General features: G+C 70.5%; 15 protein-coding genes. 5 read left to right on the forward strand and 10 right to left on the reverse strand.

Translation table 11 applies throughout. The features are described 5' to 3' along the window. Nucleotides 1-103 precede the first annotated feature (103 nt). From MKK67_RS13050 to MKK67_RS13065, 4 genes are all read left to right on the forward strand, one after another. Nucleotides 104-655, forward strand: coding sequence for an RBBP9/YdeN family alpha/beta hydrolase (locus MKK67_RS13050; RefSeq protein WP_243965393.1), 552 nt, complete (start codon nucleotides 104-106; stop codon nucleotides 653-655). Nucleotides 656-708: 53 nt separating this feature from the next. Further along, the gene (locus MKK67_RS13055) at nucleotides 709-951 is read left to right on the forward strand and encodes a CopG family ribbon-helix-helix protein (protein WP_243965395.1); all 243 of its coding nucleotides are present in this window, start codon (nucleotides 709-711) and stop codon (nucleotides 949-951) included. After that, complete coding sequence (locus tag MKK67_RS13060) at nucleotides 948-1,235, forward strand: type II toxin-antitoxin system RelE/ParE family toxin (protein WP_313899016.1); 288 nt, start codon at nucleotides 948-950, stop codon at nucleotides 1,233-1,235. The genes MKK67_RS13055 and MKK67_RS13060 overlap by 4 nt, the downstream gene beginning before the upstream one ends. Before the next feature lie 93 nt (nucleotides 1,236-1,328). Further along, nucleotides 1,329-1,559, forward strand: coding sequence for a hypothetical protein (locus tag MKK67_RS13065; protein WP_243965397.1), 231 nt, complete (start codon nucleotides 1,329-1,331; stop codon nucleotides 1,557-1,559). A gap of 10 nt (nucleotides 1,560-1,569) precedes the next feature. On the opposite strand, the gene MKK67_RS13070 is transcribed toward MKK67_RS13065, so the two are convergent. The 10 genes from MKK67_RS13070 to MKK67_RS13115 all read right to left on the reverse strand — a co-directional run bounded on the left by MKK67_RS13070 (nucleotide 1,570) and on the right by MKK67_RS13115 (nucleotide 13,794). Beyond that, nucleotides 1,570-2,598: a YcjF family protein gene (locus MKK67_RS13070; RefSeq protein WP_243965399.1), complete on the reverse strand. Its 1,029-nt coding sequence runs from the start codon at nucleotides 2,596-2,598 to the stop codon at nucleotides 1,570-1,572. A gap of 374 nt (nucleotides 2,599-2,972) precedes the next feature. Next, a complete protein-coding gene (locus MKK67_RS13075; RefSeq protein ID WP_243965404.1) occupies nucleotides 2,973-4,418 on the reverse strand; it encodes a YcjX family protein in 1,446 nt (481 codons plus the stop codon). A gap of 190 nt (nucleotides 4,419-4,608) precedes the next feature. Continuing rightward, nucleotides 4,609-5,715: a hypothetical protein gene (locus MKK67_RS13080; RefSeq protein ID WP_243965406.1), complete on the reverse strand. Its 1,107-nt coding sequence runs from the start codon at nucleotides 5,713-5,715 to the stop codon at nucleotides 4,609-4,611. Nucleotides 5,716-6,238: 523 nt separating this feature from the next. Next, nucleotides 6,239-7,027, reverse strand: a complete 789-nt coding sequence (hisN, locus tag MKK67_RS13085) for a histidinol-phosphatase (RefSeq protein ID WP_243965408.1) — start codon at nucleotides 7,025-7,027, stop codon at nucleotides 6,239-6,241. A 95-nt stretch (nucleotides 7,028-7,122) separates the two neighbouring features. Then, the gene (locus MKK67_RS13090; protein ID WP_243965412.1) at nucleotides 7,123-9,147 is read right to left on the reverse strand and encodes an AI-2E family transporter; all 2,025 of its coding nucleotides are present in this window, start codon (nucleotides 9,145-9,147) and stop codon (nucleotides 7,123-7,125) included. 154 nt (nucleotides 9,148-9,301) lie between these two features. Next, nucleotides 9,302-9,799 (reverse strand): hypothetical protein, encoded by a 498-nt coding sequence (locus tag MKK67_RS13095; protein WP_243965413.1) that lies wholly within the window; start codon nucleotides 9,797-9,799, stop codon nucleotides 9,302-9,304. Further along, a complete protein-coding gene (locus tag MKK67_RS13100; protein ID WP_243965415.1) occupies nucleotides 9,783-10,085 on the reverse strand; it encodes a hypothetical protein in 303 nt (100 codons plus the stop codon). Before MKK67_RS13100 ends, MKK67_RS13095 begins: the two co-directional genes overlap by 17 nt. A gap of 53 nt (nucleotides 10,086-10,138) precedes the next feature. Continuing rightward, nucleotides 10,139-11,590 (reverse strand): MmgE/PrpD family protein, encoded by a 1,452-nt coding sequence (locus tag MKK67_RS13105; protein WP_243965420.1) that lies wholly within the window; start codon nucleotides 11,588-11,590, stop codon nucleotides 10,139-10,141. A gap of 279 nt (nucleotides 11,591-11,869) precedes the next feature. Continuing rightward, nucleotides 11,870-13,162 carry a nicotinate phosphoribosyltransferase gene (locus tag MKK67_RS13110; protein ID WP_243965425.1) on the reverse strand — a complete coding sequence of 431 codons (1,293 nt, stop codon included), beginning with the start codon at nucleotides 13,160-13,162 and terminating at the stop codon, nucleotides 11,870-11,872. Between the two features lie 128 nt (nucleotides 13,163-13,290). Beyond that, nucleotides 13,291-13,794, reverse strand: coding sequence for a pyridoxamine 5'-phosphate oxidase family protein (locus tag MKK67_RS13115; RefSeq protein WP_243965427.1), 504 nt, complete (start codon nucleotides 13,792-13,794; stop codon nucleotides 13,291-13,293). A gap of 128 nt (nucleotides 13,795-13,922) precedes the next feature. Here MKK67_RS13115 and MKK67_RS13120 point away from each other — a divergent pair, with 128 nt between their 5' ends. Then, nucleotides 13,923-14,222, forward strand: coding sequence for a hypothetical protein (locus tag MKK67_RS13120; protein ID WP_243965429.1), 300 nt, complete (start codon nucleotides 13,923-13,925; stop codon nucleotides 14,220-14,222). Nucleotides 14,223-14,225: the final 3 nt, after the last annotated feature.

Raw genomic sequence — 14,225 nt, forward strand, 5'->3', positions numbered from 1 at the left:
ACGGTCTCGACGCCTTCTGCGGACGGCGCTAGCACTTTGTTCGCGCATGATGATTCCGGAAAACCGGATTCCACTTTTCCGCATCATGCGCTAGTCAGCCGGCATGAAGACCGCCGATTGCGACATCCTCATCGTCCCGGGGCTCGGAGGCTCGGACGAGGACCACTGGCAGGCCCGCTGGGCCGGCCGCCTCGCCACCGCGCAGGTGGTCGCCCAGGACGACTGGCACGCGCCGACCCCCGAGGCCTGGTGCGGGCGGATCATTGAGGCGGTCGCAGCGGCGACCCGGCCGGTGATCCTGATCGCCCACAGCCTCGGCGTTGTGGCCTGCGTCGAGGCGGCGCCCCGTTTCGCCCCGGGTATCGTGCGCGGCGCCCTGTTCGTGGCGTGCCCGGATGTCGATGAGGCGCCCGACCTGCCCGAAGCGGCCCGCGCCTTCGCGCCGGTGCCCCGGGACCCCCTGCCCTTCCCGTCGCTCCTGGTCGCCAGCCGGACCGATCCGTATTGCACCTACGACCGCGCCGATGATTTCGCCCATGCCTGGGGCGCCCTGATCGTGGATGCTGGCGAATCGGGTCACATCAACGTCGCCAGCGGCCACGGGCCGTGGCCGGAGGGGCTGATGCGGCTCGCTGGGTTCATGAAGGGGCTGTAGGACGGCGCGCGGCGGGAATTGCACAGGGGCGGGCTCGCGCTTACGCTGCCGACATGATCCATCCAGATCGCAATGTCTCTGCCCTGTCGCTACTCGACCCAGACCGTCGAGCAGCCCTCGTTGCGCTCGCCGAAGTGCAGGATCGGCAGCCGGCTGATCTGCTTAACGACGCCGTAGATGCCTATCTCGACGTGGATGCATGGCAGCGTGCCGAGATCGAGGCCGCCCTGCGGGAGGCTGATGCCGGTGATTTCGCTACCGAGAAAGAGGTGGAGGCCGCCTTCAAGCCGCGGTGAGACTGCGTTTCACCCGCCGCTCGCTCCGGGATCTCGACCACGTGCGGTGGTACATTTCCGAGTCTGATCAGGCCGCGGCCAACCGCGTCATCGCGCGCATACGCGGGGCGATCGAGAGCCTGAAACTCCATCCTCATCTCGGCCGTGCCGGCCGCCTCGCGGGCACACGGGAACTGGTGGTTTCAAGAACCCCGTACGTCGTCCCTTACAGGGTGGCTGGCGATGTGATCGAGATCCTGGCCGTCATGCACGGAGCCCGCACTTGGCCGCGCTCCAAATTCTGATGGGACGAGCCCCGTTAACGCGCCGTTTACCCTCGCGGCCTCCAGTGTCGGCTTGGGCGGTCCTTCGCCCCGAAGGCGCCCCTGGAGAGCACCGTGACGCGTAAAGAGCTTCTGGAACGACTCGACGCGGTCCAGGCCGCCCTCGGGCAACGGGCCCACATCAACTTCAACAGTTCGCTGTTCAACGACGCCGCGCTCCTGAAGCGCATCGAGGCGTTCGAGGCGAAGGTCGGCGAGGTCGAGAAGCCGAAGGTGGCCGACTACACCGGCAACATGTTCACCCGGATCGCCAATCGCCGCGCCGCCACGGCGGCCGCCAAGTAGCCGGTCCGGCCTATTTCGCCTCGGGCTCGGCTGCGCGCAGCAGCTCGCCCGCCACGTCGGCGAGGCGCGGCGGTGCCTCGCGCACGAACGGCAGCGGCCGGCAGACATTGAGGGCGGCCAGCCCGAATCGGGCGGTCATCAACCCGTTGAGCACGCCCTCCCCCAGCTTGGCCGAGACTCGGGCGGCGATCCCGAGCCCCAGCACCTGCTGCATCACGCTCTCACCCACCGCCATGCCGCCGGTGACGGTGAGATGCCCGACCGCGGCCCGCGCCAGCCGCAGGAATCCCAGGAAGCCCGGCCGGCCGCCGTAGATGGCGGCGATCCGGCGCAGCAGCCGGACGGCGGCGAACACCACGAACGCCACGTCGACGATCGCCCGCGGCGACAGCGCCGTGACCGCCGACACCTGCTTGGCGGCGGACGCGATGGCGTTGCGCGCCTGCCGGTCGAGGCCGGCCAGCAACTCGTGCTCGGCCAGGCCGATCCGGTCGTCCACGTCGAGGATCGCGTCGGCGGCGGCGTCGATCCGGGCGCGGCCCGGCGCCAGGGCTTCGCGGTCGGCGTAGAAGGCCGAGAGCGCCTGCACCACCGCCTGCGCGCCGGTATGGTCGCGGCTGCCGAGCGCATCGACCGCCGATTGCCGCAGCCGCTCGATCTTCCGCTCGCGGCGCAGGCCGGCCAATTCCCGCCCGACAATCGCCAGGAGCGCCAGCCCGGCGAGACCCAGCAGCGCGAGCGCCACCCAGCCGAGCCAGGGCGCGGCCTGGAACAGGTCGGCGATCATCCGCTCGACCGAGAGCCCGATCCCCAGGGAGACCAGGCCGCCAGCCGCCGACAGGAACAGCGCCCCCCAGGGCGAGCGCCGCCGCGGCGCCACCGGCACCGCGACGCCGTCGGCTGCGTCGACGATCTCGAACGGCTCCTCGACGATCCGAGCCTGCTCCGGCCGGGCCGCGAGCGGCGTCGTGGTCACGCCGGGACCCGGCGGCGGCTCGGGATTGATCCGGAAGGCGCGGGGCTTCTGGCCTGAGGACATGGCTTACGGCCTCCAGAGGGGGCGGATTGTTTTGGGCTTTGCCCTCACGGCGGTGGGCTGTTGGCGCGTCGGGTGATGCATGAGGGCCGCGGTCGACTTCACGCGCATTTCCCTCCCCCCTCTGCGGGGGAGGGTGGCCCCCGAAGGGGGTCGGGAGAGGGGAGCGCCGCTTCCGGACAGGTCGCGACAGGCGTGAGATCCTGAACCGTCGCGCTGCCCCTCTCCTGACCCGGCCTGACGGCCGGCCCACCCTCCCCCGCAGAGGGGGGAGGGATGGCGCGCGCCATGTCCGGACCGGGCGTCTCGCCAAGCCTCAGAGGAACCGGAACGCAATGTGTAAGCCTCACGGCCCACGCGGAAAGCCACCCTCCCCATCACCCGAGCCTGTCGCCGATCAGAAACTGCATCGCCCGGTCGAGGCGGATCTGCGGCAGGTGGCCGGGGCGGCCGAGGCCGTCGGGGCGGATCAGCGGCGGGCGGAAGCGGGGGAAGCGCAGCGAGCCCGGGGCGACGGCGCCCTCCAGCACGGCTTCCGCGCGGGCGGGCAACTCGCCCGGGAACACCGCGGCCTCGCTGTTGCCGTCGAACACCTCCTCGCCCACCGTCTCGCCGGCCTCGGGCGTTCCCGCCACCGCGCGCAGGATCTCAGGGCCGTCATGGACCGTGGTTTCTCGGGTGGCGCGCACGGAGGCGAGGGCCACGGTGCCGACCCGGGCGCCCGCGGCCTCGGTGCGGCGCATGGCGCGGGAGACGAGAAGGCGCAGCAGCGCGTCGAGCCGGTCGTGGCTGGTCTGGTGGAGGTGGTCGGCCTTGGTGGCGGCGAACAGCACCCGGTCGGCCCGGGGCGCGAACAGCTTCGACAGCACCGTGTTGCGGCCGATGTTGAGGCTGAGCAGCACCGCGTCCAGCGCCTCCTCCAGCTCCGCCAGGGCCGTGGCGCCGGCATCGACGGCGGCGAGCACGTCCACCAGCACGATCTGCCGGTCGACCCGCTGGAAGTGGTCGCGGAAGAACGGGGTGACGACCTTGGCCTTGTAGGCCTCGAAGCGCCGCTCCATCAGCCCGGCGAGGCTGTCGGGGGCGATGCTGCCGGCGAGATTGTCCAGCGGCGCGAAGGTCAGGGCCGGCGAGCCCGCGAGGTCGCCGGGCATCAGGAAGCGGCCCGGGGGCGTCGTGGCGACCGATTCCGGGCCGGCGCGCAGGGCCGCCAGATAGGCCTTGAACGCGTCGCTGGCGCGCTCGGCCGCGACCTCGTCGAGGGGGCCGTTGGGATCGAAGCCCTTGAGCGCCTCGAGCCACGGCGCCGCCACGGTGGACCGACCAGGCCGGCGGGTGCCGTTGATCGTGGCCCGGGACCACGCGGTGTAGCCGGTCTCGATCAGCGCCAAGTCGAGCAGCCATTCGCCCGGATAATCGACCACGTCGAGCATCAGGGTCGCGGGGCCGCTGCGCCAGCCGGCGGCGCGCTCGTAGGCGATCTCCAGGCGGAACTGGCTGATCCGGTCGGTGGAGCGCGGCCAACGCCGGGCCTCGGTGAGCGTCGCGAAATGCTCCTCGAAAGGAAAGCGTGGCACGTCGTCGTCGGGCTGCGGCACCAGCCGGGCGCGGCGCAGGCGGCCCTCCTGCGCGGGCGCGAAGGCCGGCAGGGCGTGCGCCTCCACGAGGTGGTGGATCAGCGCCGTGGTGAACACGGTCTTGCCCGAGCGCGCGAGCCCGGTGACCCCGAGCCGCAAGGTCGGCTGGATCAGCAGGTCGTGCGAGGCTTCGGCGAAGGCTTTGACGGCCGAGCCGGCGCGTGCGGCAAGGTCGGTCAGGGGCACGGGCGGGCTCGTCGTCTGGGAAAAGAGGCGGGGCACAGGTGGCGCGGTTCGGCCCGAACCGCAAGGCTTGCCCGGCCTTAGCGTTTCCAAAGGGCTCAGCCCTTTGGCGGGGTTCCGGGGCGGAGCCCGGAAACTTGCAGGGCTCTGCCCTGCACCCGCAAAAGGTCGAAGACCTTTTGAAACCAGGATTTTACGGGGCGGGTGTCGTCGGCTTCAGGCGGGCGATGGCCCCGGCGACGAGCTCTGGCCCGGCCCGGAGGGTGCCGAGCTCCACCGCCGACATCGCCAGCATCACCGGCGCCAGGTTGGGTCGCGGTGTGCCGTCGGGCTCGAACAGGTCGAGGTCGTCGCCGGGTTTCAGCCCGACGCTGCCGCTGATCCGCGCCGCATAGGCCTGGATCCGGACCTCGTCGCCGGTGCAGAGCGGGGCCGGCAGCCGCAGGTCGAGCAGGGGCAGCCCGGCCGCGATGGACGGCAGCTGCGCGGATTCCGCGACCATCCGGTCGGGGCTCGGCACCTTGCGGTCGAGGAGCGCCGTGGGATCCGCGGCGCCGCGGGTGGTGCCCGCCCGGCTGGGCTCGGCCGAGATCCCGGCGGCGATGTCGGGCACCGGCTGGAGCATCGCCACCCGCGGCACGCGGGCGGCGGCCGGACGCGCGGCGGGCCGGCCGGCCATCCGGGCGAGGGGCGACCAGGGCTGCACCCGCAGGGCCTTGGCCCGGCCCCGGGGCACGCCGCCCGGCCGGTGGGAGGCGAGGAAGCGGGCGCGCAGCGTCCGGCCGAGCCCCCGGGGCGCCAAAGTCGCCGAAACGGCCGGCGTCGCCACCTCCCTGCCCACCCGGGCCGGAGTCGCGACCCGGCACTCGGAGGGCGCCCAGCGGCGCACGATGGCGAGCGCGTTGCGGCGGCCGTAATCCCGGACGTAGCGGCGCAGCAGGCTCGCCGCCGCGTCGGCCCCGTCGGCCAGGGTGGCGAAGGCGGTGTGGCCCTCGGCATCGGCGCCGATCTCCCCGGGCCAGCGGGCCGACTTGATGCACCAGCCGTTGTTCAGCCGGACGCAGCGGGCGACGTAGGGCGGGTCCTCGGCGAGCCGGGCGGTCAGCGCCAGGGCCCGCGGCAGCAGGAATTCGCCGGCCTGCGCGTGCCAGTTGGAGACCGACCGGGCGGCGGGATCGAAGTGCGGCGGCGCGTCCTCGGCCGGGGCCGTCGCCACCGGCGGAGCGGCCAGGAGCGTGGCGGCGCGGTTCTCCAAGAGGGGCGTCAGGCTCGCCAGCAGGACGAGAGCGTTCAGCAGCACGCGGGCGGGCTCCGGCTGTACGGCACCGCGACGACTCCCGTCTCGATCCCGTTGTTCGGCAGGAGATCCCCGAACCGCAGCGCGTTTCCCCTTCCCGTTGGGGGGAGGAGGGGCCAGGGGTGGGGGTGGCGCAGGATCGAGCGTGGCGGTGCCTTCTGAACCACCCCCGCCTCAAACTCCTCACCACAAGGGCTACCGCCTACACAGATTTCGACCGTAGCCGTGGTTCTGCCGCGGGCGCAGGAGGCGCGGGTCCCCTCTCCCGTGCGGGAGAGGGACAGGGTGAGGGATGCGACGTCTCCGGAAAAACCTGGCCCCTCACCCCAACCCTCTCCCGCACGGGAGAGGGGGCGCGTCGCGGCCTGAAACAGCGCCTGTGTCTCAAACTTGTGTAGGCCGTAGCTGCAAGAGGGAGGGGGGCGCGTTGCGTCTTGCACTGGGAGATGTGGGAACTTCATAGCCCACAATGGGAGAACGAATTCCCGCTGCGTGCCAAACCTATTGTTCGCCCGATCGCGTCCCCTCACGGGTTCAGCACCTTCAAGACCGCCTCGTGCAGGCGCGGGTCGCCGGCCGCAACGATCCGTCCGCCGTTGGCGGCCGAGCCGCCGTCCCAGGCCGTGACCCGGCCGCCGGCGCCCTCGACGATCGGGATCAGCGCGACGATGTCGTAGGGCTTCAAGCCGGCCTCGACCACCAGGTCGATCTGCCCGGCCGCCAGCATGCAATAGGCGTAGCAATCGGCGCCGTAGCGGGACAGCCGCACCTGGCCCTCCAGGGCGCGGAAGCGCTCGGCCTCCTCGCCTTCTGCGAACAGGCGCGGATCGGTGGTGGCCAGGATCGCCTGGCCGAGATCGGCGCAGCGTCGGGTGCGCAGGGTCCGCTCCCCCGCCGGGCCGCGCAGGCGGGCGTGGCGGCCGTCGCCGGTGAAGCGCTCGCCGAGATAGGGCTGGTGCATCAGCCCCCGCACCGGCACGCCGGTGCGGGTGAGGCCGATCAGCGTGCCCCAGGTCGGCAGGCCGGCGATGAAGGCGCGGGTTCCGTCGATCGGGTCGAGCACCCAGACACATTCGGCGTCCAGGCGCTCGCCGCCGAATTCCTCGCCCAGGATGCCGTGGCCGGGAAAGGTCTGGCCGATCATCGCCCGGAGCACCACCTCGGCGGCCCGGTCTGCCTCGGTGACGGGGTCGAACGGCGCGCCTCCGCGCGCCTTGTCGTCGAGGCCGAACTGGGCGCGGAAGAACGGCAGGATCGCCTTGCCGGACGCGTCCGCGAGATCGTCCATGAACCGTCCGAGTTCGACGACGCTCATCGGCCCTGCCCCCTGCTCTGCCCGCGACCCGTCCGGTAGCCCGGCCGGTGCGCGACGAAACCGGGGCGGCCCCCCGGCCGTCAAGCCCCCTCTGCTCATGCCTCGGCCGGTTCCGGCGTTCGTGCCGTCGTGCCGACCCCCGGGGCGGCGGCGATGTCGGCCTGGACCGCGGCCAGAACCGCCTCGATCGCCTCGCGCAGGGAGGCGACCTGCCCGGCAGCGTTCGTCGCGCCCGCCTTGGCATGGGCCACCCGTTCCGACTGACCGTTCTGGGCGAGCCACAGGCCGAGCAGGACCGGCACCCCCGGCATCCGCTCCTGCAGGCGCCCGACCAGCCGGCGCAGGTGCGTCGGCTCGCCGGTCAAGGCCAGCGAGACCACGCAGGCCATCCGGGCGGCGCCCGGCTCGAACCGGCCGATCCGCGCCGAGGACGCGTCCGAGAACGGCAGCGTGCGGATGCCGATGCCGCGCTTCTCCAGGATCTGCGCCAGGATCGCGGCCGCCGCCTCGTCGAGGAAGCCGCGCCCGGAGACGCACAGCACCGCGCCCTGACGCGTCCAGGCCTCCGGCAGGGTCTCAGGCGAGGGGCCGATCGGCATGGGGCTGCAGGCGTTCTCGGCCCCCTCCCCCGCCGTCCCGGTGCCCGCGTCGCTGCGCTCGGACAGGTCGGCGATCAGCTCGCCGAGGGCGGTGCGCATGGCCCCCTTCTGCTGGGCGGTGAGCACGCCGCGCGCGGCGTCGCGGGCGGCAAGTTCGAGGCCCTTGAGCACGACCTCGTCGTAGTAAGATGAGAGCGAGCATTGCTGCAGGATCAGCTCGGCATGGCCCAGCACCTCCTCGGAATCGCCCGCCAGGATGCGCTGGTAGAAGTTCTGAACCGGCGTCAGCGCCGGCCGGTCGCCGAACAGCACGTCGAGGAATTCGAGGTGCTCGACATGGCGCCCCAGCACCACCAGGCAGACGGTGAGCGGCGTCGACAGCAGCAGGCCCACGGGCCCCCACAGCCAGGTCCAGAACAGGGCCGAGACCAGCACCGCGAACGGCGAGAGCCCGGTGGACTGGCCGTAGACGATCGGCTCGAACACCTGGCCGGTGAGGGGCTCCAGGATCAGGAACAGGATCGTTACCGCGATCATCATGTTCCAGCCGGGATCGACCGCGGCGGCCAGGATGATCGGCAGGAGCGCCGACAGGAACGCGCCGATATACGGCACGAACCGCATCAGGCCGGAAAAAATCGCCCAGAGCACCGGGTTCGGCACGCCGATGACATAAAGCCCGATCCCGATCACGACCCCGAAGGCGGTGTTGAGGGCGAGCTGCACCACGAAGTAGCGGCTGAGGCGTCCGGCCGCGTCGTCGATCGCTCCGGTGGTGCGATGCAGGTCGCTCGACCCCGCGAGCCGGATCATGCGGTCGCGCAGATCCTCGCGCTGCATCAGGACGAACAGCAGCACCACGAAGACGATGCCCACCGTGGCCAACGGCTGCAGCACCGGCGACAGCAGGGTGCCGAGCATCTCCAGCGGCCCCGGCTGGGTCGACGCTACCTCGACCACGACGGGTTTCGAGCCCGGCTTGGCTTGGTCCAGCCCGGAGGCGGCTTCGGGGGTCTGCGGCGCGGCTTGCGGCTGTTCTTTAGCCGGCTCCTTGGCCTGTTCCTGGCCGCCGGTATGGAGCGCCCGGCCGATATTGGCGACGTAGTCGGTGATGTGCCCCACCGGCGAGGTGCGCAGGCCCTCGATCTTGCGCTCAATGGTGGCGCGGTAGCGCGGGATGTCGCCCACGAGGTCGGCCGCCTGGATGCCGATCAGCGTCGCCAGTGCACCGACGATCCCGAGCGTCAGCAGGACGCTCACGCCCACCGCTACCAGCCGCGGCAGCCGAAGGCGTCGCAGGCGGCTCACCAGCGGCGTCAGCACGAAGGACAGGAGCAGCGCGATCGCGATCGGGATGAAGATCTCGCGGCCGAAATACAGGATCGCCACGATGGTGGCTCCGACCAGGATCGGCGAGGCCATCGTGGCCCGTGGGGTCTCGGCCGCGGCGACCCGGGTCGGACGCGGCGGAACCAGCGCCTGTCCAGGCTGCTGCGCCCCGACCGGGGTTTTGGTACCCATGCTGCGAGTCCACGCCCCGAACGCCACACGCGGGCGCCCGCCGGGGTCGCGGGGCCTCGCGGCATGGGAACGGCACGGAGCCGGAAAACGATCCCGCTTACCTCGCGGATCCGTGAGGGGGCTTCAGATGCGGAGCGTCGGACTCAGGCGGTAGTCAGGTCCGCGCGTCGACCAGCAGGAGCGCCAGGATGTCGGCAAGTTCAGCTGCGTTGATGGTGGCAAGAGCCTGGATGGCGAGGTCGGCTGCATCGCATGCGTCCACTGCGTCCGACGACCGGAAGACCACCTGCGGGTCGTAATCGGCGCTGTGCCGAAGCTCCTGCAAGCTGGCAAAGGCACTGGCGAATTCCCGTGCCGCAGGCGAGACGCCCGTCCGCTGCAGCAGCGCCTGATGCCGCTGGCTGAGAACCGGCCTGTCGATGGCACGGCAGATTTCCTTCATCCGGCCGTGGGCGAAGCCGCGATACACCAGCGCGTAAGCCGCGGTGCCGCTCTGGGCGGCTCCGACGAAGCGCTCGGCCGCCAGTTTCAAGGTCGTGTGGAACAGTGCGTAATAGGCCGTCGAGATCGCGCGCCGAAGCTCGGCATCACGCGGCGCCGGTCCCGATGCCAGCGCACGGGCCGCTGCGAGCAGCTCAAGCGGGTCGAGCACCGGCCCGGGCGTTCCAGTCGTCGCGCGAGAGGAAGCGCACGAACGGGTAGCGTTCGTCACCGGCCTCGATCAGGGCGTCCCGGATCCTCTGGCCGATACGGATCCGCGCCGCCGGGGTCAGGAGCGGTTGCTGGGTCCGATCCAGCTGCAGCGTGATGAAGTAGGCCGGCTCGTCCGACGAATCGAGACGGATGTCGACCTCGGCATCGCCGGCCTGCGAGCCCGCGACGCTGTGAACGGCATCAAGACTGATCGCGCGAATCTCTGCCATCGGAAGGTCGGCCATGCCGGGATCCTGCTGCCGGAACAGCGGACCGTCAACGTCGGTCCGCTGCCGTCTTACGCCCCCTGCACCCCGGCCCGGGCCACCTCGCCGACATCCTTCAGTTCGGGGAGCGACCAGCACATCTGCATCACCCGCTTGGCCTGGGCCTCCGGCAGAACCCCAGCGGCGAGATCGGCGAACTTCGCCTCGAGCTGCGCATCGGACATCGGTGTCTCGACGCTGCCGATCGCGTGCTCGATCCGGCGGTGGAAGGTCCGCCCGTCGGTCAAGGTCACGGTCATGTCGACCTGCGCGGCGTCGATGCCCGGAGTGATCACCGGCACCACCTTCTGGCGCAGGGCCACGACGCGCGGATCGTTCACCGCCCGGTTGCTGAACTGCTTCTCGCCGCCCGCGCCCTCCACGAGGGCGATCGCGGCCGCGTGGTAGATGCTGAACTTGCCCTCCAGCCCAGTCTTCGGCGCGGTCTTGCCGGTGAGCTCCAGCACCAGCGGGTGGACCTTGAGATCGACCCGGGCGATGTCCTCCGGCCGGACATGGTCCTGGTCGCGGATCTGCACGCCCGCATCGATCGTCGGATGCATGACGATGCCGCAGGCGAAGGGCTTGTAGGTGTTGAGCAGCGCCTCGTAGCGGGTGCCCAGCCCGTCGGTGATCTCGGACCAGTCCTGCTTGGTCGAGATGGTGTTGGCCCAGCCGCGCTTGGCCTCGATCATGCCGTCCGAGGAGGTAAAACCCTTGGCCGCCAGGATCGCCGCGAACAGGCCGTTCGAGGCCGCCCGGCCGGGATTGAAGCTCTTGTTCATCGAGCCGAACGATTCGCGCAGGCCCACCGGCTGCGAGGCGGCGAGCCCCAGCGCGTAGATCATCTGCTGTTCGGTGAGCCCCATCAGCTTGCCGACGGCGGCCGCGGCGCCGAACGGTCCGCAGGTGCCGGTGATGTGCCAGCCGGCATCGTAATGGTTCGGGTAGACCGCGTTGCCGATCCGGCACTCGGTCTCGATTCCGACCACCAACGCGTCGAGGAAGTCCTTCCCCGAGACCGGCTTCATCTGGGCATAGGCCAGGATCGCCGAGGCGACCGGGCCGGCCGGATGGATGATCGTCTTCAGGTGGGTGTCGTCAAAATCGAAGATGTGGCTCGCCACGCCACTCAAGAAGGCGGCGTTCATGATGTCGAACCGCTCCGCGCGGCCGAACAGGCCGGCCTGCGGCGGCCCGGAAAAGGGTTGCAGCGCCGAGACCGCCACATCCACGGTCTCGTGGTGCGAACCGCCGATCGCCACGCCGACCCAGTTGAGGAAGCTGCGCACGCCCTCGCGGCGGACGTTTTCGGGCAGGGTGTCGTAGGACGAGGCCAGGATCCACTGCGCCAGGATTTTCGTGACGGGCGGCGGCGCCTTGGCGGCCGGCTTCGCAGCCTCGGCGGCCTGCGCGCCGTCGAGGGCCGGCGCCGCCAGGGCGAGGCCCGCGGCGCCGATGAGCGAGCGACGGTTTAGGGTCATGGCGTTCTCCCGTGGGGCGAGCCGCGTGGGGCTTGCCCTGTTGGTCGACACGATACTGAATAAGGCGCGGGTCCGTCAGGGGGCGTTTCGTATCTGCGCGCAGGCACCGCCCTTTCCCGGGCGCATGGAGCGTGAGCGGAATGCGACCCGGGATCCAGCGCAAGACGACGCGCAGCGTCTGTGTGGTTTAGGTAAGAGGCCGCTGCGCGGCGCTTTTCGTGCTGGGTCCCGGATCACCGTCCACTGACGTTCCAGGTGTCCGGGAAAGGGCCTCGCGCCTCACACCAACACCGGCAAAGCCTCCTGCTCGCCGACCTCGAAAACCCGGCGGTAGCGGGCGATCTCGTCGGCCGGCCCCTGCGCCTTGGTCGGGTTGTCGGAGAGCTTGACCGTCGGGCGGCCGTTCGCCTCCACGACCTTGCAGACCACCGAGACCGGATCGAACTTGCCGTCCGGCAGGAGACCCCGAAAGTCGTTGGTGAGCAGGGTGCCCCAGCCGTAGCCGATGCGCATGCGTCCGTGGAAATGGCCGTGGATGCGCTCGATCTCGTCGATGTCGAGCCCGTCGGAGAAGATCGCGAGCTTGTCCCCGGGATCGTATCCGCGATCCTGCCAGAACCGGATCACCTCCTCGCCGCCCGCGATCGGATCCTTCGAATCGATGCGGATCCCGGTCCAGTCGCTCACCCAGTCCGGGGCGTTCGCCAGGAACCCGGTGGTGCCGTAGGTGTCGGGCAGGATGACCCGCAGGTTGCCGTCGTAATCCTCCTGCCAGTCGGCCAGCACCCGGTAGGGCGCGGCAGCGAGCGCCGCGTCGTCCTCGGCGAGCGCCGCGTAGACCATCGGCAACTCGTGGGCGTTGGTGCCCACCGGCTCGACCTCCTGCCGGGCGGCGATCAGGCAGTTCGAGGTGCCGAGGAACGCGCTGCCCAGCCCCTCGGCCATCGCCTGCACGCACCAATCCTGCCAGAGGAAGCCGTGGCGCCGCCGCGTGCCGAAATCCGCTACCGACAGGTCGGGCAGCTTCTGCAGCCGCTGGATCTTCTCCCAGACCCGGGTCATCGCCCGGGCGTAGAGCACCTGAAGGTCGAGCTTGCCGAGGCCCCGCAGCACGGCGCGCGCCCGCAGCTCGTTGAGGATCGCCAGCGCCGGGACCTCCCACATCGTGGTCTCGATCCAGGGGCCGTGGAAGGTCAGCTCGTACTGGCCGTCATGGACCGCGAGTTCGTAGTCCGGCAGCTGAAAACCCTCGAACCACGCCACGAATTCCGGGCCGAGGATCCGCCCCTGGCCGCGGAACACGTTGCCGCGCAGCCAGGTCACCTCGCCCTTGCTGAGCCGGAGGCTGCGGGCATGGTCGAGCTGCTCGCGCAGCAGCCCGGCATCGACCTCGTCGGCGATGCGGATGCGCTTCGTGCGGTTGGTGATCCCGAAGGTGGTGTCGATCTGCGGATGCCGCCGCAGGATCGTCTGCGCCATCAGCAGCTTGTAGAAATCGGTGTCGAGCAGCGACCGCACGATCGGGTCGATGCGGAAGCTGTGATCGTAGACCCGCTTCGCCAGATCAATCATGTTTTTCGGACTCGTCCGCGCGTCTCACGGCGCAGAGCGCATGCCGGGCGCGGCCGCGTCAAGAAGAAGGGCGGCCCGTCTCTACGACGCGCCGCCCCTCGTTACCCACGTCGCCAAGTCACAAAAAATCAGGCGAGGTCGACCTTCTTGGTCTCGGTCTTGGGGCTCTCGCCGGTGAGCGACGCCTTCACGTAGCCGTAGAGGTGCAGCATCGTGCTGTTGGGGCTGTCCCAGTACTCGCCCTTCTCCGGGTGGACCCGGATCAGCGCGACCTCGGGATCGTTCTTGCCGTTGGGGAACCAGGTCTTCAGGCTCTCATTCCACTTCTCGTCGATCTTGGCCTGGTCGCGCACGATCTCGGCCTTGCCGGCCACCGACACGTAGGTCTGGCTCGACGGGTCGGAATAGGCCAGGTTCACCTGGTTGTCCTTGCTGATCTCGGTGGTCTTGGGCGAGTGCAGCTTGGTGAAGAACCACAGATCGCCGTTCTCGTCGGCGTCGTTGTTCCACATCGGGCGGCTGTTGAGCGTCCCCTCGGCGTCGACGGTGGTCATCATGGCGATCTTCACGTCCTTGACCAGCTCGAACAGCTTCTTGGCGCCCTCGTGGTCGCGGTGGTTGCCCTGATGCATGAAACCGATCTCCTTAGCTTGTCGCCGACGTGGCGTTCGAGTCGCGCGGGCGGCCCCCTCCAGGGAGGCCCCGCCCGCAAGTCGCCTCGACAACGGGCGAAGGCCCGCTTGGTTCAGGCGGTTTCGGGATGGGAACGATCGGGCGGTGGAGGACCCGTTTGGGCCTGAGCGTGCTCATCGGATCGGTCTGGCTGGCGGCTGCGCCAGTCTCTGCCGAGGTTCGGTTCGGGCCGGGCGTCCGGATCGGCGGCCACGATTTTTCGGGGCGCCGCGCCGGCAGCGTCCATATCGAACGCGCGAAGCGCCTGCGCGGCCCGCTCGGCTGCCGCCACGTCCGCCACGGCTCCTACCGGCGCGGCGACGGCACCGTGGTGCGCGGCCCGATGGAAGAGTGCAATCTGATCGCGGTTCCCCCGGGACGGCGGTGAGGC

It is taken from the genome of Methylobacterium sp. J-072 (assembly GCF_022829425.1).
Lineage (GTDB): Bacteria > Pseudomonadota > Alphaproteobacteria > Rhizobiales > Beijerinckiaceae > Methylobacterium.